Source organism: Neptuniibacter sp. QD72_48, assembly GCF_047778065.1.
In the GTDB taxonomy this organism is placed as follows: Bacteria; Pseudomonadota; Gammaproteobacteria; order Pseudomonadales; family Balneatricaceae; genus Neptuniibacter.
Map to the genome: position 1 here is coordinate 25294 of NZ_CP180547.1, position 24849 is coordinate 50142.

At 46.1% G+C, this 24849-nt stretch carries 23 protein-coding genes; 10 read left to right on the top strand and 13 right to left on the bottom strand.

Annotated features, from left to right (window positions below; genetic code table 11):
- Positions 1 to 9 precede the first annotated feature (9 nt).
- The 4 genes from trkA to def form a co-directional block, all read right to left on the bottom strand.
- Complete coding sequence (gene trkA, locus ACMXYX_RS00125; protein ID WP_415882980.1) at positions 10 to 1386, bottom strand: Trk system potassium transporter TrkA; 1377 nt, start codon at positions 1384 to 1386, stop codon at positions 10 to 12.
- A gap of 53 nt (positions 1387 to 1439) precedes the next feature.
- Complete coding sequence (gene rsmB, locus ACMXYX_RS00130; RefSeq protein ID WP_415882981.1) at positions 1440 to 2738, bottom strand: 16S rRNA (cytosine(967)-C(5))-methyltransferase RsmB; 1299 nt, start codon at positions 2736 to 2738, stop codon at positions 1440 to 1442.
- Positions 2739 to 2757: 19 nt separating this feature from the next.
- Entirely contained in the window at positions 2758 to 3702 is a 945-nt protein-coding gene (gene fmt, locus ACMXYX_RS00135) for a methionyl-tRNA formyltransferase (protein ID WP_415882982.1), read from the bottom strand.
- Between the two features lie 72 nt (positions 3703 to 3774).
- Positions 3775 to 4290 (bottom strand): peptide deformylase, encoded by a 516-nt coding sequence (def, locus tag ACMXYX_RS00140; RefSeq protein ID WP_415882983.1) that lies wholly within the window; start codon positions 4288 to 4290, stop codon positions 3775 to 3777.
- A 257-nt stretch (positions 4291 to 4547) separates the two neighbouring features.
- On the opposite strand from def, the gene ACMXYX_RS00145 reads away from it, so the two are divergent.
- The 6 genes from ACMXYX_RS00145 (at position 4548) to ACMXYX_RS00170 (ending at position 11788) form a co-directional block, all read left to right on the top strand.
- Positions 4548 to 5576, top strand: coding sequence for a LysM peptidoglycan-binding domain-containing protein (locus ACMXYX_RS00145; protein WP_415882984.1), 1029 nt, complete (start codon positions 4548 to 4550; stop codon positions 5574 to 5576).
- 10 nt (positions 5577 to 5586) lie between these two features.
- Positions 5587 to 6717, top strand: a complete 1131-nt coding sequence (dprA, locus tag ACMXYX_RS00150) for a DNA-processing protein DprA (RefSeq protein WP_415882985.1) — start codon at positions 5587 to 5589, stop codon at positions 6715 to 6717.
- A gap of 206 nt (positions 6718 to 6923) precedes the next feature.
- The gene (locus ACMXYX_RS00155) at positions 6924 to 7499 is read left to right on the top strand and encodes an L-threonylcarbamoyladenylate synthase (RefSeq protein ID WP_415906350.1); all 576 of its coding nucleotides are present in this window, start codon (positions 6924 to 6926) and stop codon (positions 7497 to 7499) included.
- 21 nt (positions 7500 to 7520) lie between these two features.
- A complete protein-coding gene (gene hemF / locus ACMXYX_RS00160; protein ID WP_415882987.1) occupies positions 7521 to 8435 on the top strand; it encodes an oxygen-dependent coproporphyrinogen oxidase in 915 nt (304 codons plus the stop codon).
- Positions 8436 to 8444: 9 nt separating this feature from the next.
- A complete protein-coding gene (gene aroE / locus ACMXYX_RS00165) occupies positions 8445 to 9272 on the top strand; it encodes a shikimate dehydrogenase (RefSeq protein ID WP_415906351.1) in 828 nt (275 codons plus the stop codon).
- A 125-nt stretch (positions 9273 to 9397) separates the two neighbouring features.
- Complete coding sequence (locus ACMXYX_RS00170; protein WP_415906352.1) at positions 9398 to 11788, top strand: Lon protease family protein; 2391 nt, start codon at positions 9398 to 9400, stop codon at positions 11786 to 11788.
- A gap of 189 nt (positions 11789 to 11977) precedes the next feature.
- Here the strand turns inward: ACMXYX_RS00170 and ACMXYX_RS00175 are convergent, their stop codons facing one another.
- The 3 genes from ACMXYX_RS00175 to ACMXYX_RS00185 form a co-directional block, all read right to left on the bottom strand.
- Positions 11978 to 13084 (bottom strand): LbtU family siderophore porin, encoded by a 1107-nt coding sequence (locus ACMXYX_RS00175; protein WP_415882990.1) that lies wholly within the window; start codon positions 13082 to 13084, stop codon positions 11978 to 11980.
- Positions 13085 to 13344: 260 nt separating this feature from the next.
- Positions 13345 to 13977, bottom strand: coding sequence for a hypothetical protein (locus tag ACMXYX_RS00180; RefSeq protein WP_415882991.1), 633 nt, complete (start codon positions 13975 to 13977; stop codon positions 13345 to 13347).
- Positions 13955 to 14497 (bottom strand): gamma carbonic anhydrase family protein, encoded by a 543-nt coding sequence (locus ACMXYX_RS00185; protein WP_415882992.1) that lies wholly within the window; start codon positions 14495 to 14497, stop codon positions 13955 to 13957. Before ACMXYX_RS00185 ends, ACMXYX_RS00180 begins: the two co-directional genes overlap by 23 nt.
- 118 nt (positions 14498 to 14615) lie before the next feature.
- Between ACMXYX_RS00185 and prlC the strand changes: the two genes are divergently transcribed.
- From prlC to ACMXYX_RS00200, 3 genes are all read left to right on the top strand, one after another.
- Positions 14616 to 16652 (top strand): oligopeptidase A, encoded by a 2037-nt coding sequence (gene prlC / locus ACMXYX_RS00190; protein ID WP_415906353.1) that lies wholly within the window; start codon positions 14616 to 14618, stop codon positions 16650 to 16652.
- 5 nt (positions 16653 to 16657) lie between these two features.
- The gene (locus ACMXYX_RS00195) at positions 16658 to 16927 is read left to right on the top strand and encodes a YheV family putative zinc ribbon protein (protein WP_415882994.1); all 270 of its coding nucleotides are present in this window, start codon (positions 16658 to 16660) and stop codon (positions 16925 to 16927) included.
- A gap of 156 nt (positions 16928 to 17083) precedes the next feature.
- A complete protein-coding gene (locus ACMXYX_RS00200; protein ID WP_415906354.1) occupies positions 17084 to 17944 on the top strand; it encodes a DMT family transporter in 861 nt (286 codons plus the stop codon).
- Positions 17945 to 17966: 22 nt separating this feature from the next.
- Here the strand turns inward: ACMXYX_RS00200 and znuB are convergent, their stop codons facing one another.
- The 3 genes from znuB to ACMXYX_RS00215 are packed head-to-tail and all read right to left on the bottom strand — an operon-like array spanning position 17967 to position 20022.
- On the bottom strand, positions 17967 to 18755 hold the full coding sequence (znuB, locus tag ACMXYX_RS00205; RefSeq protein WP_415882996.1) for a zinc ABC transporter permease subunit ZnuB: 789 nt from the start codon (positions 18753 to 18755) through the stop codon (positions 17967 to 17969).
- Entirely contained in the window at positions 18755 to 19534 is a 780-nt protein-coding gene (gene znuC / locus ACMXYX_RS00210; RefSeq protein WP_415882997.1) for a zinc ABC transporter ATP-binding protein ZnuC, read from the bottom strand. The genes znuB and znuC overlap by 1 nt, the downstream gene beginning before the upstream one ends.
- Complete coding sequence (locus ACMXYX_RS00215; protein WP_415882998.1) at positions 19534 to 20022, bottom strand: Fur family transcriptional regulator; 489 nt, start codon at positions 20020 to 20022, stop codon at positions 19534 to 19536. The genes znuC and ACMXYX_RS00215 overlap by 1 nt, the downstream gene beginning before the upstream one ends.
- 66 nt (positions 20023 to 20088) lie before the next feature.
- Between ACMXYX_RS00215 and ACMXYX_RS00220 the strand changes: the two genes are divergently transcribed.
- On the top strand, positions 20089 to 20973 hold the full coding sequence (locus tag ACMXYX_RS00220; protein WP_415897239.1) for a zinc ABC transporter substrate-binding protein: 885 nt from the start codon (positions 20089 to 20091) through the stop codon (positions 20971 to 20973).
- On the opposite strand, the gene ACMXYX_RS00225 is transcribed toward ACMXYX_RS00220, so the two are convergent.
- From ACMXYX_RS00225 to ACMXYX_RS00235, 3 genes are all read right to left on the bottom strand, one after another.
- Positions 20970 to 21398 carry a response regulator gene (locus ACMXYX_RS00225; protein ID WP_415883000.1) on the bottom strand — a complete coding sequence of 143 codons (429 nt, stop codon included), beginning with the start codon at positions 21396 to 21398 and terminating at the stop codon, positions 20970 to 20972. The two genes, ACMXYX_RS00220 and ACMXYX_RS00225, sit on opposite strands and share 4 nt — an antisense overlap.
- Positions 21399 to 21686: 288 nt before the next feature.
- The gene (locus ACMXYX_RS00230; protein ID WP_415897240.1) at positions 21687 to 23717 is read right to left on the bottom strand and encodes a putative bifunctional diguanylate cyclase/phosphodiesterase; all 2031 of its coding nucleotides are present in this window, start codon (positions 23715 to 23717) and stop codon (positions 21687 to 21689) included.
- Between the two features lie 104 nt (positions 23718 to 23821).
- The gene (locus ACMXYX_RS00235) at positions 23822 to 24823 is read right to left on the bottom strand and encodes an ABC transporter substrate-binding protein (protein WP_415883002.1); all 1002 of its coding nucleotides are present in this window, start codon (positions 24821 to 24823) and stop codon (positions 23822 to 23824) included.
- Positions 24824 to 24849: the final 26 nt, after the last annotated feature.

Consider the following 24849-nt stretch of genomic DNA (forward strand, 5'->3'; position numbering starts at 1 on the left):
TGCTTCCGCTTAGAAGAATGTAAGGCCAACTTGGAACAGGCGTTCCACTTCGTTGATTCGGCGTTTATCAACCAAGAACAAGATCACGTGGTCGCCACTTTCAACGACAACATCATCGTGCGCGATCAATACCTCGTCGTTACGCACGATGGCACCGATGGTTGTACCCGGAGGAAGATTGATCTCTTCAATGGTTTTGCCGACCACTTTAGATGATGACTTATCACCATGAGCTACCGCTTCCAGTGCTTCTGCCGCGCCTCGACGCAGCGAGTGTACTGCTACTACATCACCTCGACGGACATGGGTCAGTAGCGCACCGATAGTGGTTTGCTGAGGGGATATCGCAATATCGATCGCACCACCTTGCACTAGATCGACATAGGCAGGGTTGTTAATCAGGGTCATTACCGTACGTGCGCCCAGGCGCTTCGCCAGCATAGATGCCATGATGTTCGCTTCGTCATCGTTGGTCAGGGCGCAGAATACGTCGGTATCTTCGATATTCTCTTCGATCAGAAGGTCACGGTCGGAAGCACTGCCTTGAAGGACGATGGTGTTATCTAGCGAACGCGCCAGCTGGTTACAGCGACGAATGTTTCGCTCGATGATTTTGACTTGGAACTCGTCTTCGATCGATTCGGCTAATCGCGCGCCGATATTACCGCCACCTGCGATAATGATGCGCTTATAAGGGCGATCTAGACGACGCAGCTCGCTCATTACAGCACGAATATCTTTACGTGCGGCGATAAAGAATACCTCATCGTCTGCTTCGATAACCGTATTACCTTCTGGGATAATAGGGCTACCGCTGCGGAAAATCGCCGCTACACGGGTATCCACCGATGGCATGTGAGCGCGAAGATAAGAGATCTCGCGACCCACAAGTGGGCCGCCATAATAGGCTTTTACGGCTACAAGCTGAGCCTTAGCGTCGGCGAAATCCAGTACCTGCAGAGCGCCTGGGTGCTGGATTAGACGTTTTATGTGCTTTGTTACCAGTAATTCAGGGCTAATACGGACATCAATAGGGATGCCTTTTTCGCCAAAGATCTTCTGATTTTTGTTCAGGTAGTCATGTTCACGGACACGGGCGATTTTCGTCGGTGTGTTGAACAGCGTTTGCCCTACCTGACAGGCGATCATGTTGACTTCATCAGAGTTCGTTACGGCGATAAGCATATCGGCATCTTGGGCACCGGCACTGTCGAGTACAGATGGATAGGATGCTTTACCTTCGATCGTACGGATATCGAGACGATCTTGTAGTTCTCTGAGACGGCCAGTGTCTGTATCAACGATAGTGATGTCGTTGTCTTCACTGGCTAGGTTTTCAGCCAAAGTGCCGCCCACTTGTCCGGCACCTAGAATAATGATCTTCATGATCAGCCTTTAACTGCTGCAGAAATGACAGAAATACACATAGCTACTTGAGCTTACTCCGTTTTTTCCAGCAGTGCATAATAGAAACCATCATGGCCGTTAGACTGCGGAAACAGCTGTCGACCATACTCTTGTTCGATACCCCACTCTGCCTCAATTGGCAGATGCTTGGCATTCGCAGTTTGGGTTACAAACTGCTTAATCAATCGCCCATTTTCCTGTGGGAAGATGGAACAAGTTGCATAAAGCAACTTACCGCCGGGTTTCAGCATGGACCAGCAATTATCCAAAATAGCGCGCTGAAGTTTGGCTGTTTCGTGAATATCTTCGCCTTGGCGCAGGTATTTTATATCCGGATTGCGGCGAATAACACCCGTAGCAGAACAAGGAGCATCTAATAAGATGCGGTCGTATTCTGTACCGTCCCACCAAGTTTGGATTGCGGCGTCTGCCACCTTTAAGTTGGCTTTTAAACGTAGACGTTTAAGGTTTTCTTCAACGCGGCTGATTCGCTTTTGTTCGAGCTCTACAGCGTCGACTTGAGCAAGCTTAGGCTCATGCTCAAGGATATGGCATAGTTTACCGCCGGGTGCTGCACAGGCATCCAGAACGCGTTGTTCTGGTCGTAGATCGAGAAGGTCCGCAGATAACTGTGCGGCTTCATCCTGCACGCTAAATGCGCCGATGCTATAACCCGGAAGGGTTTCGATATTGATTGATTCCGCTAGCTTAATGCCCTGATCACTGAATTGAGTCGCTTCTGCGGCAATAATCGGGGTCAGTTGCTGTAGGTAATCTTCGCGGGCTGTTGAGCGTTGATTCACGCGGAGTGTCAGCGGCGCTTGCTCGTTGTTGACGGTGAGTATCTCTTGCCAGTGCTCTGGCCAGTTGTTTTTCAGCTTGGCGATCATCCATTCAGGGTGGTTGAACTGGTATGAATCGTCATCTTTTAGGTAGTCTTCGAGTTCATCTTGTTCGCGTTGAAACCGGCGCAAAAGGGCGTTCACAACTTTCCCTGCCCAAGCCTTATCCAGTTCTTTGCACGCTTCAACGCTTTCACTAATCGCGGCATGAGCTGGGATGCGAGTGTGTTTTAACTGATATAAACCGATCAGAACAATGGCTTTAATATCGATATCTCGAAACTTAAATGGTCGGTTTTGCAGCAGTTTAATAATGGCATTCAGCTGTGGGTGGTAACGCATAGTGCCGTAGCACAGTTCACGCAGAAGGCCGCGATCCTTCTCAGGACAACGACGTTCAATCGTCGCAAATTGCGTATTCAAAGAACCCTTGTTTTTAAGTAAGGGGGTTAGAATTTGTGCTGCAAGTGCCCGAACATTGGTGGTCATGGTAATAGTCCTAAAACGTCTAACCTAAAACTACGCCTGCACTAAACTGCTCTCGTTTAGAGTTTAGAACAGCGGCAGTGTCCATTGGCTTTTTGCCCGGAAGCTGAAGCTGTTTGATTTTAATAGCGCCTTCGCCGCATGCGACAACAATGCTCTTTTTGTCAGAGGGCAAAATCTCACCCGGGTTACCACTTTGCTCAACTAATTCGCATCCTAAAAGCTTCACCACCTCTTCCCCAAGCTTGAATGTTACTGCAACACGTGGGCTTAGAGTGCGAATCTTAAGATCGATATCTGCAGCGGAAGCACTCCAGTCTATAACTCCTTCGGTCTTTTGCAGTTTCTTCGCGTAGGTGGCTAAGCTGTCATCCTGTGGTTCTGGAGACACTGTTTCCTGTTGGAACTGTGTAAGCGTTTCAACCAGGGCCTCAGAGCCAATAGCGGCTAAGCGTTCGAATACACTTGCTGCAGTGTCGTTGTTCTCGATTGGCGTAGTGACTTTGTAGAGCATATCGCCAGTGTCTAAGCCTTCATCCATCTGCATGATAGTGACGCCTGTTTCAGCATCCCCTGCAAGCATTGAGCGCTCTACTGGTGCTGCACCACGCCAGCGTGGAAGTAGCGAACCGTGAACATTGATGCAACCTAGACGAGGTGTCTCAAGAATTGCTTTAGGGAGAAGCATGCCGTAAGCAACTACAACCATGATATCGGCTTTAAGGTTTGTAAGTGCTAACTGTTCTTCTTCGGTTTTGAGCGTGGTTGGTTGAAATACTGGGATGTTATGTTCAACCGCAAGATCTTTTACTGGGCGTGGAGCCATCTGGTTTTTACGCTTACCCTTCTTGTCAGGCTGGGTATAAACAGCAATCACTTCATGCTCAGAACTAAGCAATGCTTGTAAGCTGGATGCGGCAAAATCAGGTGTGCCGGCAAAAACTATTTTCAGTGGCGACTCTGGCATGGTCTAGGCTCCAAAATAAAAACAGGCCTGCTAGTTAAACCAGCAAGCCTGTGAATTGCTTTTTAGTGATAATCAGGCGTGTTTTTCCTGCAATTTATGCAGCTTTTCTAGTTTGGATTTGATGCGGTTACGCTTGAGCATAGAGATGTAATCAACAAACAATTTGCCATTCAGGTGATCTAGTTCGTGTTGAATACATACAGCTAGGAGGCCTTCAGCTTCCATCTCATAAGGTTCGCCGTTGTAGTCGAGTGCTTTAAGCTTAACCTTTTGCGGGCGTTTCACATTTTCATAGAAGCCAGGAACCGATAAGCAACCTTCCTGATATTTGTGTAACTCTTCATCCAGAATTTCGAATTCTGGGTTGATCATAACCAATGGCTCGTTTTGGTCGTCAGAGATATCCATGGTTACGATACGTTTATGGATATTCACCTGCGTTGCTGCCAAACCAATACCTGGAGCTGCGTACATTGTTTCGAACATGTCATCGATTTGAGCACGTACTTCGTCATCGACTGTTTCAACGGGCTCAGCAATGGTACGTAAGCGTGGATCTGGGTATTCAAGAATGGTTAGTTTTGCCATGATTTACGTCTGTATCAACAAGTTATCGGGTGCTATTGCTGTGAATACTTCTATAAGTCATGCTAAGTTAACAACATGATATACAGGCATCTTAAATTTTAACTCGATTATTCAGGTTGTTAGCCGAAAGATAATATCGAGATCAATAGCGAAAAATATTAATCTGCCTATTATACTGATTAGAACGCTCAATGCATTGTCGTTACTTTACCATCTTGTTTTTCTTAACAAGCTGGAAGGTAATAAGGGAACTGGACATGAAAAAATTGTTATGCGGTTTGTTCGCTCTGGTGTTGGTTTCACTGACTTCTGTTCACGCTGAAACCCGGAAGGACTCTCTGCTACTTCGTAATGATCATCCGCAAGAATATGTGGTAGTGAAAGGGGATACGTTGTGGCACATCTCGGGTCGCTTTTTGCAAAGCCCTTGGAAATGGCCTGAAGTATGGGGGGTAAACCCGCAGGTTGATAATCCTCATCTAATTTACCCTGGTGACGTAATCTATCTAACGTGGGTTAATGGTAAGCCGCGTTTAGGGGTTAGACGTGATAGTGGCATCTATCCACGAGCACGTGTATCACCCCTGGTTAAACCGATTCCTGCTATCCCACTACGAGATATCATTAGCTTCTTAAATGATAACCGTGTGCTCTCAGAAGATATTCTGAAAGAGGCGCCTTATGTATTGGGTGGTCCCAAAGAGAGGATATTAGCCGGTGCTGGTGATCGTATGTACGCGCGAGGTCAGCTAGTGACTGAACAGCGTCGACAAGGTATTTACCGCCCTGCTAATGAATATATTGATCCTGACACTGAAGAATTTCTTGGTTACGAAACTTTGAAAATAGCTGATGCAAATGTGTCTGCACGTAAAGACGATGTGATCACATTGGATATCATTAAATCCCATAAAGAAGTGCGCATTCTGGATCGTGTGGTACCCACAGAAGAAGTAAGAATTCAGTCTGTATACCATCCAGCGCCAGCGCCTGCTGAGGTTGAAGGAAAAATCTTATCGGTGCTAGGTGGCGTACGTGATGCCGGTCAGTTTAATGTAGTGGCTATCAATCGTGGTTTGCGAGAAGGTATTGAAGCTGGTCATGTTTTTGCAACTTATCGTCGTGGCGAACTGATTAAAGATCCTATTACTAAAGAAATGGTAACGCTTCCTCAGGAGCGCTCAGGTGAATTGATGGTCTTTAAAGTGTTTGAGAAAGTGAGTTATGGCTTGATCATGCGCAGTACAGATATAATTTCTATCGGTGATGTAATCCGAGAACCATAAAGGATTAAATATGACGGCTGATCTAAAGGACTGGATCGCCGTTGCTGCCCTACCAGATTTAGGGGCAGCTTCAGTTAAGAAGCTTTGGGATCAGGGATGGACCCCTGAAAAGCTCCTCTGCTCTTCTGAAGCTGATTGGCATCGGCTTAACCTCAAGCAAAAAACAATTACCGCTTTAAGTGATATCCAACAAGGACGTGCCTCTCCAGCACTACAGAAATTGGATTCGGCACTGGCTTGGCAAGCTTCGGCTGAAGATTGCCATATCTTAGCTATCACAGATGCTGATTATCCTGCTTTACTACGTGAAATTTATGACCCTCCTCCCATTCTATTTGCTCGAGGCAATCTAACAGCACTAAATCTTCCGCAAGTAGGGATCGTAGGCAGTCGTAGCGCTTCTAGCGGTGGTGTGAAGCATGCTTATCAATTTGCCGGCTATTTGGCTCAAAATGGCTTGATCGTGAACTCAGGCTTAGCCTTGGGTATTGATGCAGCGGCTCATCAGGCGAGTGTTAATGCACAGTGCCCGACGGTTGCGGTATTTGGTACGGGTTTAGATCGGCCGTACCCTGCACGAAATCGTATATTGGCCCAACAGATCCTCGAGCAGCAAGGGGTGTGGTTGAGTGAGTTGTTTCCTGGAGCACCACCGTTGGCACCGCACTTTCCACGTCGAAATCGTATTATCAGTGGTATGAGCGCTGGTATTTTAGTGGTGGAAGCCGCGCCTAAAAGTGGTTCATTAATCACTGCGAGGATGGCGATGGAGCATGGGCGTGAGGTTTTTGCTATTCCCGGATCGATCAATAACCCCTTGAGTAAAGGGTGTCATCAGCTAATCCGTGAAGGTGCTTGCTTGGTTGAATCAGCAGAAGATATAACCTCACAGCTAGCTCCTATGCTGGGTTATCTGGCTGAACAGAATGCTGAACATATTGAAGGTGACTCTGAAAAGGATGTATCCCACTTTGCACCTGAAACGCAGCGACTGTTGAAGCATTTAGGCTACGAATATAACTCTATTGACCAACTGAGCTATCTGACCGGTATGGATATAGCTGAATTGGGCCCGATACTAGTGGAGTTGGAGCTTTTGGGCATCATTAGCCAAGATGGACACGGTTATATCCGATGTTAAAAGGCAATTTGGTAGAGTTGCAAAGACCGCGTCGAACATTTAGTGTTCAGCCCTCAAAGATAAATGCCTTCAAGATGAAAGGGAATTCCCCCGCTTTGTAACCTGTAAGGGGCTCTTTCTATCAACCTTTCATCACTATTGATTGATACCTTGAGTAAAAGTAGTGATGCGCTGTTGATTCGTTATATGGCATTGAGGAGTAAATGGTGAGTAGTAATTTAAAGCCTGATTGGTGGCATATTCAGCAGTCTGTTCGAGCAATTCGTCAAGGTGGTGTGATCGCTTATCCTACTGAAGCAGTTTGGGGTTTAGGTTGTGACCCGTTTGATGAGCAGGCGGTCTTAGATCTTTTAGAAATTAAGCGTCGACCTATGCATAAAGGTCTGGTTTTGATCGCTGGAAATCTCTCACAAATCGATTTTTTACTCGAAGATCTGACCGATGATGAATATGTCAAAGTAACTGCTAACTGGCCGGGCCCATACACTTGGATTTTGCCAGATAAAAAGAACCGAATTCCAGCTTGGATTAAAGGGAATCATAGCGCTGTTGCTGTAAGAGTGAGTAGTCACTTACAGGTGAAAAGGTTAACAGAAGCTTACGGGTCTTTCCTGGTTTCGACTTCGGCGAATCCGGCAGCGCATTATCCTGCAAGAGATATATTGAGAGTGAAGACTTACTTCGGTGAAAAGCTTGCTTATGTTTTACCGGGTGAGTTAGGAGGTTTAGATCAGCCTACTCAAATTCGAGATCTAAAATCTGATCAATTAATTCGCGCTTAAATAAATATGTGAGTGAGTACTATGTCCGCACCTAATATTGACGCTGTAAAAGAGTACCTTTTGGGGCTACAAGATGCTATTTGTGATGCCTTAGAAAAGGCTGATGGCAAAGGAAAATTTTATCAGGATGAGTGGCAGCGAGAAGAAGGCGGCGGAGGTCGTACTCGTGTCCTAGATAAGGGCGCAATTATCGAAAAAGGTGGTGTGAACTTCTCTCACGTTTTCGGTGATAAGTTGCCAGGTTCTGCAACAGCGCATCGACCTGAATTAGCGGGTCGTAGTTTTCAGGCGATGGGTGTGTCATTGGTTATTCACCCACATAATCCTTATATCCCAACTTCCCATGCCAATGTTCGTTTCTTCATTGCGGAAAAAGAAGGTGAAGAACCTGTATGGTGGTTTGGCGGTGGTTTTGACCTGACGCCTTATTACGGTAACGACGAAGATTGTAAATTCTGGCACCAGACAGCTAAAGAAGCCTGTGATCCATTTGGTGACGACATTTATCCACGCTTCAAAGAATGGTGTGACGAATACTTCTACTTGAAGCATCGTGATGAGCCTCGTGGTGTAGGCGGTCTTTTCTTCGATGATCTTAATGAGCTTGGTTTCGATAATAGCTTCGGGCTGATGCAGTCGATTGGTAATGCTTACACTAAAGCTTATGTGCCAATTATCGAGAAAAACAAAGACCGTGAATACGGTGAGCGTCAGCGTGACTTCCAATTGCATCGCCGTGGCCGTTATGTCGAGTTCAATCTAGTGTTTGACCGTGGCACTCTATTTGGTCTGCAATCCGGTGGACGTACTGAGTCTATCTTGATGTCTTTACCGCCTGAAGTGCGTTGGGGCTATGACTGGAAACCTGATGAAGGTACAGAAGAAGCCGTGTTGTACGAGCGTTATTTGAAGCCTCGCAACTGGCTGGAAGTGTAAGGGCGAATTATGACTGATCGTTACGCGGTATTCGGTAATCCGATTAAGCACTCTAAATCGCCACAAATCCACGCTGCATTTGCATCGAGTACAGATCAGGATCTGACCTATGAAGCGATCTGCGTACCTGAAGATAACTTCGAAGGTTACGTTTCTGACTTCTTGTCGGGTGATGGCCGTGGTCTGAATATCACTATTCCGTTTAAACAGGAAGCTTGGGCATTAGCTGAAGTTAGAAGTCCGCGTGCTGAACTGGCGGGTGCGGTCAATACCTTGTACCGCGATGATCAAGGCCGCTTGTGCGGTGATAACACCGATGGTGTTGGCATGGTGAGGGATATCATGCGCAACAATGGCGGCACGATTGAAGGTAAAAAAGTGCTTATTCTCGGTGCTGGTGGTGCTGTACGTGGCGTTTTACAGCCAGTATTAGAGCAAAAGCCTGAGCTGTTAGTTATCGCAAACCGTACCGCTTCTAAAGCCAAAGAGCTTGCTGGGTTGGTTACGGATCTTGGTAACGTATCAGGTGGTGGTTATGATGAGCTTGCAGGTCAAAGCTTTGATCTGATCATCAATGGTACTGCTGCTAGTTTGCAAGGTGAGATCCCCCCTCTTCCGGAAAATGTACTGGCACAAGGTGCTTGGTGCTACGACATGATGTATGCCGCAGAACCAACCGCTTTTTGTGTTTGGGCGACTGAACAAGGGGCAGAAAAGTCCATTGATGGCCTAGGTATGTTAGTGGAGCAGGCTGCGGAATCTTTCAGAATCTGGCGTGGCTTGGACCCTGACTCTAAAACCGTTATCTCTGCTATCCGTGCAGCAATAACTGTTTGATTTTAATACAACAGTCGCTTTATGAATTTTATCAAAGCAGACTTGCATGGGGCTCTTTCGCGGCGTATAACTGAAATACGAACACTACATAGTGTTAACTTTTCAGTCTGCTGCGGGAGTACCTTATGGTAACGGAAACCCGACTATCTACTGAGCAGCTATATTTTCGCTGCGATCCTGAATTACTACCTTTCAAAAACACGTCTACGCTTGAGCCTTTTTCTGGTTTCTTTGGCCAAACCCGTGCCATTGAGGCGATGGATTTTGGTATCGGCATGCGCCGTCCAGGCTATAACTTGTTTGTGATGGGTAATCCTCATACCGGACGTTTCTCCTTTGCGATGGAGAACCTCAAAACCACGGCGAAAAAAGAGAAAAAGCCGGGCGATTGGGTGTATCTAAACAATCTAAAAGATAATCGTAATCCTTTAGCGATCCCCTTCCCTGCTGGCAAGGCTCAGCAGTTTAAGCGTGATATTAAAAATATCATCGAAGCGGTGTTGTCAGAGATGCCAGCAGCCTTTGAAAGCCCTTCTTACCAGCGTAAGAAGAGTAAGATCGAACGTGAACTTAATCGTTATTATGATCAGGCAATAGAAGGTGTTGAGCGCGAAGCGCGTGAGCACAGCATTGCGGTTTACCGTGATGCGGGCAGTATCGGCTTTACTCCGGTTGCCGAAGGGCAAGCGATGGATGAGGCGGTCTTTTCGCAGTTACCTGAAGAGATTCGTGATGGCTTTACTAAAGCTATCTCTGATCTGGAAGATAAGTTAAACGAAGCGCTAACAGGCCTACCTCAGTGGCGACGTGAGGCAGCTGAAAAACTGAAAAATCTTGATCGTGATACCACACGGCAGTCGATCTCCCCGCTTTTCCAACCTTTGAAAGATAAGTACGCCAATATTGCGGCGGCGACTGACTATCTGTCAGAGATGGAAACGTCGCTAGTTAAAAACTGTGCTGAAATTGTCGGCGATGAAAAGCTAATCGAACCACTTACTGATGCTAGTCGCCGTGCTTATTTAGAGAGCAATTACGGCGTTAACCTGCTTGTAGATAACGATAAGGTGAAAGGTGCCCCGGTTGTATACGAAGCGCACCCTAGCTATGAAAATTTGTTTGGGCGTGTAGAGTACACGTCCGAAATGGGGGCTTTATCCACTACCTACAAGCTTATCCGATCTGGTGCTTTACATCGAGCGAATGGCGGCTATTTGGTATTGGAAGCGGAGAAACTACTGGAGCAGCCCTTTGTTTATGGGGCGCTAAAACGTGCGCTTAAATCCGACGAGATTCGAATTGAAAGTCCTGCAAGTGAATACGCGGGTATAAGCACGATAACCCTAACCCCTCAGGCGGTGCCACTATCAGTGAAAATCGTCTTGATAGGGGCGCGCAATATCTACTATTTGCTACAAGAACTCGATCATGACTTTGAAAAAATGTTTCGAGTCGTGGTGGACTTTGATGAGGATGTAAAAAGAACGCCTCAATCGATTAGGCATTATGCGCGTTTGATGAAAACGTTAGCCGATGAGGAGGGCTTAGCCCCCTTAACGCGTCGAGCGGTGGCGCGTTTAGTTGAGCATAGCTCCCGTCAGGCAGAAGATCAGGAGTTGCTGTCGGCTCATATTGGTGAGTTGGTTGATCTGTTATGTGAAGCTGATTTTAAGCGCATTAAAGAGGAAGATGAACTTATCAATGCAGATCATGTCGAGATGGCGCTGAGTGCGAAAGAACGTCGCACTTCTCGTATGTCTGAAAAGATCGAAGAAGACATTCTGAATCAAACGGTGTTGATCGACACCCAAGGTGAAGCCGTCGGTAAAACCAATGGTCTAACTGTGCTCCAAGTGGGTGATGTTGCTTTTGGTACGCCTGCGCGTATTACTGCAACGGTGCATCCTGGTAATCGCGGAATCGTTGATATCGAACGCGAGGTGGCCTTAGGTCAGCCAATCCATTCAAAAGGCGTTTTAATCCTATCGGGCTTCTTAGGTCATCAATATGCTCAGGACTTCCCATTGGCGATCTCTGCTAGCATCGCTTTGGAGCAATCTTACGGTTACGTTGATGGAGATAGCGCCTCGCTAGCAGAGGTCTGTACCCTATTGTCAGCGTTGACCCATATACCGATTAGTCAGAGCTTTGCGACTACAGGATCTATCAACCAGTATGGCGAAGTACAGGCGATTGGCGGTGTAAACGAGAAAATAGAGGGCTTCTTTCACCTCTGTAAAACGCGGGGTCTTACCGGCGAGCAAGGGGTTATTATCCCTAAAGCCAATGTGCGCAATCTGATGCTCAAAGAAGAGGTTGTCGAGGCTGTTAAGGAGGGGTTATTCTCTGTCCATGCGGTTGGTCATGTGGATGATTGCTTAGAGATTTTAATGGGTAAGAAGCCGGGTAAACGCAAGGCCGATGGTACGTTTACGCAACGTAGTATTAATGCTCAAGTGGTTAAGCGTTTACGGGAAATTTCTTCGGCTAAGCTAGACGCTAAGTCGAACAAATAAGGTTTGGAAAAGCTCCTTCTAAAGGATTTAATTCCTTAGGAGCGTTCCCTGCCAAAGTGATAACAGATATCATTAACAGTAATGTTTACAGAATATCTGTCTGTACAGAGTATTGTGACGACCAGCGCTGATGATTGAAGGGGGATTCAGCGTTGGTCAGTCACATTTTAACAACTAGCTAAGCCTAGCTTAGAAAGTCGTTGTTACTGCAACATTTAGGATATCGCTATCTGTGTCGCTGTAAGCTTCTTCGCGAACATATTCCGCAGTCACTTCAGCATTTTCACCTAGAGAACGCGTTACACCCAGCGCTACGCGCTTTTCAGGTAGTTCGTAGTCGATACCTGCAGCATCATCGATATCTTCAGCTTCATCAGATTCGCTGTAACCTAGGAAAAGCGTACCGTCCGCGCCTAGGATCTGTGTTCCGTAGCCTGCACCTAAATGTAGGAAGCTTGGCTCGCCAGCCAAGTTAGATTTACCTAGCTGGATATACTCAGCAAACAACGCCAAGTCATTCGCTTCTACCAATGCATTTACGCGCCATGCATCGATTTTCTCAGTTAGACCGCCTAGCTCAGAAAAAGGACCTGCGGTATTGGCAACATCCGTCACATAGCCTGCTCCAAGAGAAACACCATTACTGAATGTAGTGCCTAAATTAATACCAAACGTATCTAAACCTTCGTTACCTTCTGCAGAGTTGTTAAGCACGTAGGTATCTAGCTGAATCATCTCATGTTGGTAGCTGAGCATCGCTAGACCCTCTTTTGCATCGAAAATGTCGAATGCAATTGGGTCTGTAAATGCTGCAGAATCACCTACCAGTAGAGGGTGAGCCGCTTTACCCAGCGTGAAGCTTAGAGGGTTATCTTCAGAGCCAATCACTACGTATGCTTCAGCAAGGTCCAGTTTTTCGTCTGCAGATAGGTATTCGATTAGCGTAGAAACTTTAACGTTTTCGTTAATATCAGCAGCGATTTCAAGTTCGAAAGTATCAACTAAAACATCACCAACGCTGTTTTCGCCATCAGTCTCAACTTGCTGTGCTAGCAAGGTTACTTCGCCGCCTACGCTAACGTTCTCAGCAAAGCCACCGTTTGATGGAGTAGCAGCTTGAGCTTCAGTTTTTTGTTCTAGCTTTTGTGTTGTTGCTTGCTGAGTAGCAAGCTGTGCTTCCAGTTGAGCAATGCGTGCTTTCATTGCTGCTAACTCTTTAGCAACATCGGTAGCAAACGCAGGTGTTGCTGATGTCATAGCTGCAGCAACCAGCGTGGCGATCGTGGTCTTTTTCATGTTGTTCCCTTCTATTAAGTTGTTAACAGCCTTGTTTGCTACAAGCGATTCACTTATCTCAGCAAATAAGACGTCGTAGTTTTTAAAATGTTCTTAATCGGTTCAGAAATTGGCAGTTTACTTTCTGGGCCAAATAGATATCCACAGGCGCTTAACCTGCTGAAAATAAAGCTCAAAATGTAAAGAATGTAAGGTATTGGTGGGCGATACTAATGGTATTGATAATTATTATCAACTGGTGGTTGAATTATAACCAGTAATTATTCATCAGGGTCAGCGCCGGTTAGCCAGTTATCCACAGGCGTAATCCAAGCGGGTTCAGCGTTAGCACCAAACCAAGAGTCCACAGCAAAGGCTTGCTGAGTATCTAGTTGAACGATAGTAGCGCTGTTATGGGGCGCATTTAACGTGAAGGGGCCACGGTGAACATTTCCGCCTGGTCGGTGGAAATGTAAGAGGTTCATCTGCTGTAAGATTAAAAGGTAACGCGTTGTATTGAGGCTCTCAGCAACACAATCCAATTGATTTGAACGACTGATAAAGGAGGTGTTATTAGCTGCTTGATCACCAAAAGTGCGTAGTTTTGGGCCGGTGATTCTTTCAAACAGACCGATACCTGTAGCGATCCTTAAGCGCTCTTCCTCTGCTGTAACTGCTGGTGGTGAGAAGTGCTGACGAACTTGGTCTAGCTCATCAGTATAAAACTGTATTGAAGATCTTCGATCGCAACCAAAACTTTTACAAAGGGAATAGCGTTTCCCCTCCTCCGTATCAGAGACCTCTACCTCATAGGAGTTAACCCAAGTAGTAGGGGAACTCTGGATATTATAGCCACAACCGCTTACAAGCAGCGTGGCTAGGATCAGACTGTTAGCCTGCGTAATCTTCTTCAAGGTGCTTATCCTTAAGTTTCACATAGTTTCCAGCAGTATAACTGAAGAAAGAGCGCTCTTTTTCTGTGAGTTCTCGCTGTTGTTTTGCAGGACGGCCAACGTAAAGGTAGCCGCTTTCTAGTTTTTTACCTGGTGGCACTAGGGAGCCCGCGCCGATAATCACTTCATCTTCAACTACCGCGCCATCCATAACCATTGCACCCATGCCCACTAAAACTCGGCTACCAATGGTGCAGCCATGTAGCATCGCTTGATGGCCAATGGTGACGTCATCGCCAATGATCAATGGGAAACCATCTGGGTTATAGGGGCCTGCATGGGTGATATGTAGGACTGAACCGTCTTGCACGCTGGTGCGTGCGCCAATACGAATACGGTGCATATCACCACGGATTACGGTGAGTGGCCAGATCGAGCAATCGTCACCAATCTCGACATCTCCAAGTACAACCGCGCTAGGATCAACAAAAACTCGCTCTCCTAGTTTGGGAGTGAAGCCTTGATAAGTACGTACATTCATAATTATTGCTCGCTAGAAATTGGGAAGTATCTATTATGAAATAGCTTAGGGGAATTGAAAAATTAAGATTTAGTCCCATGTATTAGGAACGATATCTCGCCGATGGAGCTAGCTTTATATGAGTAACCCAATGCTTGAACCACAGTTGTTACCAGCATTTAGTCAGATCAAACCTGATCAAATCGAAGCCGCAATCGATCAATTGCTGGCAGACAGCAGAGCAACGGTTGAACGTATTCTACAAGAACTGTCTGTACCTAGCTGGGATTCTCTAGTTGCCCCTCTTGAAGAGATGAATGACCGTTTAGCTAAAGCCTGGTCGCCTGTTTCGCACATGAATTCGGTGGTGAACAGTGATGAGCTACGTGATGCCTACAATGCGTGCTTGCCTAAACTGTCCCAATACTGGACAGAGATGGGTCAGCATCAAGGTCTCTACCAAGCATTTAATCAGCTTGCTGAAAGTGAGCAATTTACTCAGTTAAGTGAAGCGCAGCAGAAAGTAGTCAACAATACTCTACGTGATTTCCGTCTATCTGGTATCGCTCTGAATCCAGAAGAACAGCAGCGTTACGCTGAGCTGCAACAGAAGCTGTCTGAGCTGACGACTAAGTTTTCTGAAAACGTCATGGATGCCAGCGATGACTGGAGCAAACTACTGACCTCAGAGTCTGATCTTGCGGGCCTTCCGCCTATGGCGTTAGCGGCAGCGAAGCAGATGGCTGCAGCGAAAGAGCAAGAGGGTTGGTTGGTGACACTGGACTTCCCTTCTTACCTCGCAACGATCACCTATGCGGATGATCGTGAACTGCGTAAAGAGATATACACAGCCTTCTCTACCCGCGCATCTGATCAGGGACCGGGCGAAGGTAAATGGGATAATACAGAGGTTATCTCTCAGTTATTAGAGCTACGTTTAGAGCTGGCACAGTTGCTCGGCTTTGGTAACTACGCTGATTATTCGTTAGCGACCAAGATGGCTGAAAATACCGATCAGGTTGTGCAGTTCTTAAAGGATCTTGCTGAGAAAAGCCTACCCGTAGCTAAACAGGATTTTGAGCAACTGTGCGAGTTTGCGAAAGCTGAATTTGGCGCAGAAGACCTGCAAGCTTGGGATCTAGCTTACTACGGCGAGAAACTGAAGCAGGCGAAATACTCTATTTCTGAAGAGCAGATCCGCCCCTACTTCCCTCTTCCAAAAGTATTGGAAGGTCTATTTGCGGTTACCGGTAAACTGTTTGATATCGAAATGCGTGAAGTCGAAGAGTTCGACCGTTGGCATGATGATGCGCGCCTATTTGAAATTAGCCGCAATGGTGAAGTGATCGCTCGCTTCTTTATGGATCTGTATGCCCGTGAAAAGAAACGTGGCGGCGCTTGGATGGATGATTGCCGTGTGCGTCGTCGTCTAGATGATGGTTCTCTGCAGCTACCAGTGGCTTATTTGGTATGTAACTTCAGCTCTCCAGTAGGTGATGATCCTGCCCTTCTGAATCACAATGAAGTAACCACCCTATTCCATGAGTTTGGCCATGGTCTGCATCACATGCTGACCCAAATTGAAACGGCTGACGTAAGTGGTATTAATGGTGTAGCTTGGGATGCGGTTGAGCTGCCAAGTCAGTTCCTAGAGAACTGGTGCTATGAGCCAGAAGCGCTGGCGTTAATCTCAGGTCACTACCAGACAGGCGAAACCCTACCGCAAGAGTTGTTGGATAAGATGCTGGCGGCACGTAACTTCCAGTCAGGCATGATGATGGTACGCCAGTTGGAGTTCTCTCTATTCGATTTCCTTCTACACCGTGACTACCAGCCGGGAGAAACGGTTGTTCAAGAGGTGTTGAATAAAGTACGTAGTCAGGTGGCAGTGATTACCCCGCCTGCGTTTAACCGCTTCCAGCATAGCTTTAGCCATATTTTTGCGGGTGGTTATTCTGCGGGTTACTACAGTTATAAATGGGCAGAGGTGCTATCGGCAGATGCATTCTCTCGTTTTGAAGAAGATGGCATCTTCAATACAGATACTGGCGCAGATTTCCGTAGGAACATCCTAGAGATGGGCGGTTCTCGCGAGCCTATGGAGCTGTTTGTAGCGTTCCGCGGTCGAGAACCGCAAGTTGATGCCCTGCTTCGCCACAGTGGAATTACCGAGTAATTAAAATGACAGTTATTAAACGATTTATAGCGGGTGCTGTTTGCCCACGATGCGGCGAGATGGATTGTATTCGTACTTACCGTGATGAAGAGCGCGAGTATAAAGAGTGCGTGCGTTGTGATTACGAAGATTCCATGCGTTTGGATGGTCAGCCAGATACCGCAGTGGAAGAGCTGGAAACACGCGTTAATCGTGAGAATAAGCCTGAAATTGAGGAAGGTGCACAGCCTCTGATGTTTACGGTGAACCCCGGTGCTAAGCACAAAGACCACTAACAACAAAATAGGGGCTATTAAGCCCCTATTTTTTTGAACCTCTTAGTCTAGTAATCAGATGCCTGCATACCCGGTCAGATTGACAATGATCTCGTTTGCGAGGGCTTATCTGGTATGATCCCGCACTTATCACTTTCGGTTTAAAGTCCCTGAATCATGTCTATAACTGCCGTGCCCATCGCTATTCGCTATATGCTGCTATCCGCGCTTGGTTTTGCCTTGATGGCCGCCTGCGTTAAAGCGGTGTCGGGTTATGGCATTCCGGTTTTGGAAATAGTGGCTGCTAGGGCTCTGGTGTCCTTAGGTTTAAGTTACTTAGATGTTAAACGTAAACGCATCTCTATCTGGGGGCAGCATAAGCCGCTCCTGCTGGCGAGGGGTGTTGTGGGTGCTTTGGCTCTAGTTTGCGTTTATTACTCTGTCACGACCCTCTCATTAGCTGATGCAACGGTATTGCAGTACACCTATCCAGCATTTACTGCGGTCTTAGCGTTGCTGTTTCTGGGAGAGCGGATCAAGCAAGCGACGATGCTTTGTATGTTGCTCAGTTTTGTCGGGGTGATTGTGATGATGCGACCGGGTGAAGCGGGATTAATTGGTTTACCGATGTTAAGCCTGTTCGCTGCGTTAGCGGGGGCTTTAGGGAGTGCGATCGCTTATGTGATCGTACGTAAACTGAGTCAAACGGAAGATAGCTCCGTCATTATCTTTTATTTCCCGCTGGTGGCGTTACCAACCTCGTTACTGCTGTTGGGTGGTGACTTTGTTGTGCCTGGAATGGAAGCGCTGTTACTTTTGCTGTTAGTGGGGATATTTACTCAAGTTGGGCAGATTGGATTAACTAAAGCGATGGCAGCAGAAGAGGCAGGCAAGGCGAGTGCTTATGCTTATGTTCAGGTGATCTTCTCTGCAATTCTGGGTGTGATCTTTTTTGAAGAGATTCCTACTTTGTGGACCATTATCGGCGGCTGTTTGATTCTGGCAGGTGCGTTAATTAACGCTTTATGGAAGCGCTGATTAACACTCCTAGAATGTGTCGCTATGCCGCTCGGCGTAGTGGCAGTGCGTAAAGCAGAACAAAAATCAGAAGAGAGATCACCACAACTGATGGGCCGGCGGGTGTATCGAAATGCCATGACAGCCCTAAACCACCACCTACTGACAAACTACCGACGATAGCGGCACCGATGGCCATCTGCTCAGGGCTTTGGGCTAAACGCCTTGCGGCAGCTGCAGGAATAATTAGCAGAGACGTTATTAGTAGTAAGCCTACAATCTTCATTGCTACTGCGATTATGACAGCAATTAATAGCATCAAGGCTAAGCGTGTCCAGGCAACATTTACCCCTTCAACATGGGCCAGCTCTTCATTGATGGTGATCGCCAAGAGTGGTTGCCAGAGGAGTTTTAACAGTACCAACGCGAGGAGGCCGCCCCCGTAGATCCAATAGAGATCTTCGACGCCGACAGCGAGTAGATCACCAAACAGATAGGACATCAGATCTACCCGAATCTCTAGCAGAGAGACGGCAACTAAGCCTAAAGAGAGCGAACTATGAGCCATGATGCCCAATAGAGTATCTGTAGCTACCATCCGTTGCCTTTGCATCGCGACCAAAATAAGGGCGAGGGCGACACAGCAGAAGATCACGGCTAGGTTGAGGTTTACTTGCAGCATAAAGCCGACAGAAACTCCAAGTAGAGCGGAGTGAGCGAGTGTGTCACCAAAATATGCCATGCGACGCCACACTACAAACGAACCTAGTGGACCGGCAATAACCGCAACACCAATACCGCCTAGCAGGGCATATAAGAGGAAATCAGGCATTAACAACCGCCCTTACAATCATGATCAGAGATAATATCGCCATGATCATCGTGGCGATGGTTATGGTGGTGGCTATAAACGGCTAACTGCTCGCTACCTTGTATGCCAAATAGCTCGGTAAATGATGGGTCATTGGTGACATGTTCTGGGTGACCAGAGCAGCAAACATGATGGTTGATACAAACCACATGATCTGTTGCTGCCATCACAAGATGAAGGTCGTGACTAACCATTAAAACACCACAACCACGTTCATCACGGATGCGCGCAATCAAGTTATACAGTTCTAACTGACCGTTAATATCGACCCCTTGTACAGGTTCATCTAACACCAGCAGATGAGGATCGCGGAGTAGGGCACGGGCAAGTAAAACGCGCTGCATCTCACCGCCTGACAGATTGTGTACAGCCTGCTTAAGTAGTTTCTCAGCACCTACATCAGTCAGCGCGGCCACGATTTTTATTGGATCTTTACACTGAGTTGTTCGCAGGAAACGATCAACAGTCAGGGGGAACGTGTTATCGATCTGTAACTTCTGTGGCATGTAGCCGATGCGCAGGCCATCTTCTTGCCACAAACTGCCACTATCAGCTTTGAGTAGGCCGAGCACTACACGGACTAGGGTTGTCTTACCCGCTCCATTTGGGCCGATCAGTGTGGTGATACAGCCACGGTGAAGCTCGGCGTTAATATCTTGCAATACGTGCTTTTGACCAAAGGAAAGGTTGATATTTTCGAGTTTGATCAGCGGCTCATGTGTATGTGGCGAGGGACTCACTAGGCTGCACTCTGTTGGCAACTTGGGCAGACACCCAGTACTTCAATCGATTGTTTCTCGGGTTTAAAACCTAAGCTATCTGCTTGTTTCTGGATATCTTGGCTCACCTTTCGCGTATCAATCTCTACTGCGTTATTGCATACACGACAGATCAGAAAGGAGCCTTCATGATGATCACTTGGGTGAGGACAACCGATATAAGCGTTCAGTAAAGCGATACGGTGGACTAAGCCTTGTTCCTGTAAGAACTCTAGCGCTCGATAAACTGTAGGAGGCGCTGAATTAAAGCCAGCAGCGGCTAGTTCGGGTAGAAGTTCGTAGGCACCAAGCGGTTTATGACTCTGCCAGATAGTTTTTAAAACCAGCTCGCGAATAGGCGTAAAACGCAGGTTACGCTCGTTACAAAGTGAGCGTGCATCTTCCAATGCTTGTTCTATACATCCGTGGTGATCATGTTCAGGATGAAAGGCTAGATCAGTATGTGCCATAGCATTCTTACCCTATAAGTTTGTGTTATATTGTAACCCTTAATCTTCAGAGATGTATTGCGAAAGATGAAAAATATTACTCTACTTTTTTTAACACTTTTTGCTGCGAGTACAGCGACTGCTGATCAACCGATTCAGGTGGTAGCGAGCGTTAAGCCATTGCAGCTAGTTGTTGAAGGTGTGGTAGGTGAATTAGGGGAGGTTGATTCCCTGATCCCTGCGGGCAGCTCACCACATCATTACTCTCTAAAACCCTCTGATTTACGCAAGCTAAACACTGCTGATCTAGCGGTTTGGGTTGGCCCCGATATGGAGCAGTTTTTAAGCAAAGCACTAGAACGTTCCAAAGTTCCAACCGTGCAGCTTTTAGAGGGTTCAGGAGAGGGGCATCACGATCATCATGAGCACCACGGTCATGATGAACATGATCATCACAACCATGCTGTCGATCCTCACGTTTGGATGGACCCGGTAAAAATGCTGAAGGCTGCGGCAGAGATTAAAAAAGCCCTCGTGAAGCTTCACCCAGAACAGGCGGAGCAATTAAACAGCAATTACCAACAATTTGCGGCAGATATTTTGGCTACGGATCGTGCGATTCAGGCTCAGTTAGCGACTGTCAGAGAGAAAGGTTTTATCGTATTCCATGATGCCTTTGCTCCCTTTGTTGAACATTATGATATGAATCAGCGTGGCTACTTCACGGTTGATCCTGCTCGTGCGCCGGGTGCGAAAAAGTTACAAGCGATTCAAACCATGCTTAAGGAAGATCAAGTAGGCTGTATCTTCACTGAGCCGCAGTTCGAAGCGAAGGTAATTCAGCGAATTGTGGCTAAGCAGCCAGTGAAACTGGGTAAGCTAGATCCTCTTGCGATCGATATTACTTCTGAACAGGGATATACAGGCTTCCTGAAGCAGCTTGCGAACAATATGGAAACCTGTCTGCGTTAAGCGTAAGAGATGTCTACAGGGTGCTCGAGTAGATCGTTAATACGGGCACACAGCGTCGAGGGTTGATAGGGTTTAACCAAATACCCATCAACCCCGACCGTAATACTTTCATGGATTAAATCGGCTTCGGCATGGGCGGTCAGCATTACAAAAGATACTTTCCTAAGACGCTGATCTGCTCTGATTTGGCGCAGTAACTCTATGCCGTTCATCTCTGGCATATCCCAGTCACAAATCACCAGATCAATATTCATCAGTTTTAAGCGTTTTAACGCTTCTTGTCCGTTTGGGCTTTCAACAAACTTACGAAACCCCATCTCTTTAAGTGTGGTTCGAGTAATCATGCGCATTGATTGCATATCATCGACGATCAAAACTACGGCTTTTTCTGGCGGTACAGTTATTTGGCGTTTTTTACGAGTCATAATTCAAAGGTCTACGATAAAGCCTAGAGGTGTTGGTATATCTAGTCCGCTGATAATACTTTCCTTTTATGTAAGGCCCAATAGCCTAAAATGCAAAATTTTCAGTGTTTAGTATTCTTTTTATTCAGATCAAATATGATGTTGTTTTGTATTCACTCTCTAGCATGTGGTTTATATAATTCACCGCCCTTTGAGCGAATGTAGTGGAATCGTTAGCTACGTTACCTTCAGGTGTTAGTGCTATCACTAGTGTGGGAGTTTGAGCCTCCCCGTTTGCATCAGTCTAGGCTAATGTTCTTCTACTTCGTGTTTCTGTTTTAAGCCTAAATATCGCTGTTCAAATTCTTTGGCTTCCATTGGCTTGCCAAAAAGATAACCTTGTACCTGATTACAGCCTTCTGTTTTTAATATATCTACTTGATCTTGTTGTTCGACACCTTCGGCAATGACTGTTAATTTCAGGCTGTTTCCCAAAGCGATTATTGCTTGGCAAATAGCATAGTCATCAGGTTCTTCATCTAGACCATCAATAAACGATTTATCGATTTTTAACTTGGTTAGGGGCAAACGTTTCAAATAGGAGAGTGATGAGTAACCGGTACCGAAATCATCCAAAGCTAAACGTAATCCGTAGCGCTTTAGTTGATTTAGTTGCTGAATCGCCTCTTCAGGGTCATTAAGTATGCAGCTTTCGGTGATCTCCAATTCGAGTAGCTGAGGCGGGAAATCTGTTTTTTTGAGTACACTTTGTACCTGTTGCGGAAGTTGTTGGTGTTCTAATTGTTTCGCTGAAATATTAACAGCCAGTAATAGCTCCGTTGCGCCTTGATCCAACCAGGTTTTTACCTGTTGGCAAGCTTGCTCTAGTACCTGCGTGCCTAACTGTTGAATCAGCCCTTTCTCCTCAGCTAACGGAATAAACTTGTCGGGTGTGATTAAACCTTGTTTTGGATGATGCCATCTAGCTAAAGCTTCGATACCGACCAGCTTATGGGATGAAATATCAAATTGAGGCTGGTAGTAGACTGATAACTGTTTGAGTTTAAGTGCTTCTCTTAGGTCGCCTTCTAACTCCAGCCAAGTCAGCGCATGTTGATTCATGCCTTTATTGTAAAAATTAAAGCAATTTCCTCCTGCTTGTTTGGCTTGGTACATGGCGGTGTCAGCATTTTTCATCAGTGCAATCGCTTCTGTACCATCATTCGGGTAGACACTAATACCTATACTGGCATTCAGATATAGAGTGTGCCCATCGTATTCATAAGGAGTTTCTAAGCAGGCAATTAATTTACGGGCAAGTTCTGCTGCGTCATCTAGTTGATAGAGTTGGTCGATAATGACGGTAAATTCATCTCCTCCGATTCTTGCTAAAAGATCGGAACGGCGCAGGGTTTTATTAAAGCGGCTAGCCATCTCAACTAGAACAGCATCACCGGTGCTATGACCTAGAGAGTCATTGATGTGTTTGAATTTATCCAGGTCGATAAAAAATATGGCCGCCAAGTTTTGATTATCTCGACAGCGCTGGATAGTTTGGCTCAAGTTGCGCATAAATAAGGATCGGTTGGAAAGACCAGTAAGGCTATCCTGCTCTGCTAAGCGTTTTAACGTATGCTTTTGTTTTTCTAATTCAGAGGTGCGTTTATAAACTTCAGTCTGCAATTGGTCGATAGAAACCGTGCTATGTTGGAGTTGTTCAGTCATCTCATTAAAGTGGGCGGCAAGGCTTCCAATTTCATCGCTATGTTCTGCTTCAATACGACAGCGAGTATTGCCTTGAGCAAGTTCCTGAATCCCAGCTTCGATCTGTTCTAATCGGCGGCGGAATAGACGTAGAGTGAGGAAAGTAGCAATTGCAATTAATATGGATAGGCTCAGTAGTACGGACTGAATAATTGCAGCTTTTTCTTGGATGTACTGCTGTGCATTGGCCAGAGCGCGGTGTTCAAGGCGAAAGCTTTCTTCACTCATGCTCAATAGGGTTGTATCCAACCGATCAAGTAGATAGTTATGACTGTTTAATTGGTTGCGCGATAGTGTAGGAGACCCATGTACATGGGTCATGCGCTTGTAGAGTGAATTAATGCTCTCATTTTGGTGGCGTAAACTTTGAATATAGGTTTGTTCATCCTGTCCAAAAGGCTCTAACTCATCTAAATACGTCTGTAATTGCCTTTGAATACGAAAGCCTCTCTCGATAGATTCAAGGTCTTTATAGCGTTCATGCAGTCGAAATTGGCTGCGTAGGGCGTTAGTTTCGACTTGGATACGTGAGATGGCATCTATACGCTGAAACAGTGATGCTCTGTGAGCATCCATCCAACCTAAACCAAGAAGCATGCTTAAACAGAGTAGGATAGTGAGTAGCGTTAATATAATAAGCCTAGTTCTTATAGTCATTGTTTAAATAGTTATCCTCTGACTTACAATGAAGATGCGTGTGGATCTATCTTTTGTAATGCTGTTGCATCAAAAAATTGGATAAAGTCAGGAGTTGCCTCACTGATAACTAATTTTGATTCAATAGCCCAACGTGCTTGCTGCTCGATTGAGCTTACTTGCGATTGATTCAATGACAGCTTGAATAGGTAGTCCTGCCAGATCCAGTCAATAAAGGCCTGACTCAATTTCAGCTTTTCTCTAAGAATCATCTGAGATTCCTCTGGATGCTCTGCAATGTAGTGCACTGCTTTATTTAAGGCCGCTAATATCTTCTGTTCATTGGCTATGTTGTCGGTATCGCCTTTTAATCCCACCAAATTAAAACTGAGGTTATAAAGTCCTTTTGTATCTAAAGGGCGAGCAGGGTTGTTTCTGTTAGACGCAGAGGTAAATGCGTAAGGCTCCCAAACGGATATGGCTGAGACTTCTCCTAAACTGAGCGCCTTGGGGAGGTCTACTACGCTGTAGTGCTTGGTCGATACTTGATTGGGGTCTACGCCAGATAGGGTGAGCCAAGTATGTAGAAAATACTCACTGGCACTGCCTTTAACAATGCCTACTGTCTTGCCTATTAGATCCTGAGCCGTGGAGATTCCACTACCTGATAGGCTCATTAATTTGATGTCATTGTCTGACTCAACAAAGCTACTGAACACAGTAAAGTGATCATATTTAAAGCCATTGAACATAATGACTGAGTTGGAAGAAGTTGCTAGATCTACCTCGTTATTTAGCAGTGCTGAAAAGCACTTGGTGCCACCAGCGAGTGGAACCAGTTCGGCATTGATTCCTTCAGCAGTAAAGAAGCCTTTTTTTTCTGCAATATAAAAGGGTGCAGATAAAGGGGTAGTTGAGACTGCAATCTTTACCGAAGGCAGTGATTCTTTAGTTAAAATTTGTGAGTCAGTTGATTGATATCCGACGAATAAGATAGCAACAACTGCGATGGCTAAGGCGATTCCCACCTTGATGAATCCATTCATGTTGGCCTCAAAAGACTAATACAGTG

Coding starts and splice junctions, on each gene's coding strand:
- ACMXYX_RS00225 (WP_415883000.1), bottom strand. CDS start 21,398: ATGACTCGTAAAAAACGCCAAATAACTGTACCGCCAGAAAAAGCCGTA.
- prlC (WP_415906353.1), top strand. CDS start 14,616: ATGAGTAACCCAATGCTTGAACCACAGTTGTTACCAGCATTTAGTCAG.
- rsmB (WP_415882981.1), bottom strand. CDS start 2,738: ATGACCACCAATGTTCGGGCACTTGCAGCACAAATTCTAACCCCCTTA.
- ACMXYX_RS00175 (WP_415882990.1), bottom strand. CDS start 13,084: ATGAAAAAGACCACGATCGCCACGCTGGTTGCTGCAGCTATGACATCA.
- hemF (WP_415882987.1), top strand. CDS start 7,521: ATGTCCGCACCTAATATTGACGCTGTAAAAGAGTACCTTTTGGGGCTA.
- ACMXYX_RS00215 (WP_415882998.1), bottom strand. CDS start 20,022: ATGGCACATACTGATCTAGCCTTTCATCCTGAACATGATCACCACGGA.
- ACMXYX_RS00220 (WP_415897239.1), top strand. CDS start 20,089: ATGAAAAATATTACTCTACTTTTTTTAACACTTTTTGCTGCGAGTACA.
- trkA (WP_415882980.1), bottom strand. CDS start 1,386: ATGAAGATCATTATTCTAGGTGCCGGACAAGTGGGCGGCACTTTGGCT.
- ACMXYX_RS00195 (WP_415882994.1), top strand. CDS start 16,658: ATGACAGTTATTAAACGATTTATAGCGGGTGCTGTTTGCCCACGATGC.
- ACMXYX_RS00235 (WP_415883002.1), bottom strand. CDS start 24,823: ATGAATGGATTCATCAAGGTGGGAATCGCCTTAGCCATCGCAGTTGTT.
- ACMXYX_RS00145 (WP_415882984.1), top strand. CDS start 4,548: ATGAAAAAATTGTTATGCGGTTTGTTCGCTCTGGTGTTGGTTTCACTG.
- def (WP_415882983.1), bottom strand. CDS start 4,290: ATGGCAAAACTAACCATTCTTGAATACCCAGATCCACGCTTACGTACC.
- aroE (WP_415906351.1), top strand. CDS start 8,445: ATGACTGATCGTTACGCGGTATTCGGTAATCCGATTAAGCACTCTAAA.
- dprA (WP_415882985.1), top strand. CDS start 5,587: ATGACGGCTGATCTAAAGGACTGGATCGCCGTTGCTGCCCTACCAGAT.
- fmt (WP_415882982.1), bottom strand. CDS start 3,702: ATGCCAGAGTCGCCACTGAAAATAGTTTTTGCCGGCACACCTGATTTT.
- ACMXYX_RS00200 (WP_415906354.1), top strand. CDS start 17,084: ATGTCTATAACTGCCGTGCCCATCGCTATTCGCTATATGCTGCTATCC.
- znuB (WP_415882996.1), bottom strand. CDS start 18,755: ATGCCTGATTTCCTCTTATATGCCCTGCTAGGCGGTATTGGTGTTGCG.
- ACMXYX_RS00185 (WP_415882992.1), bottom strand. CDS start 14,497: ATGAATGTACGTACTTATCAAGGCTTCACTCCCAAACTAGGAGAGCGA.
- ACMXYX_RS00230 (WP_415897240.1), bottom strand. CDS start 23,717: ATGGATGCTCACAGAGCATCACTGTTTCAGCGTATAGATGCCATCTCA.
- ACMXYX_RS00170 (WP_415906352.1), top strand. CDS start 9,398: ATGGTAACGGAAACCCGACTATCTACTGAGCAGCTATATTTTCGCTGC.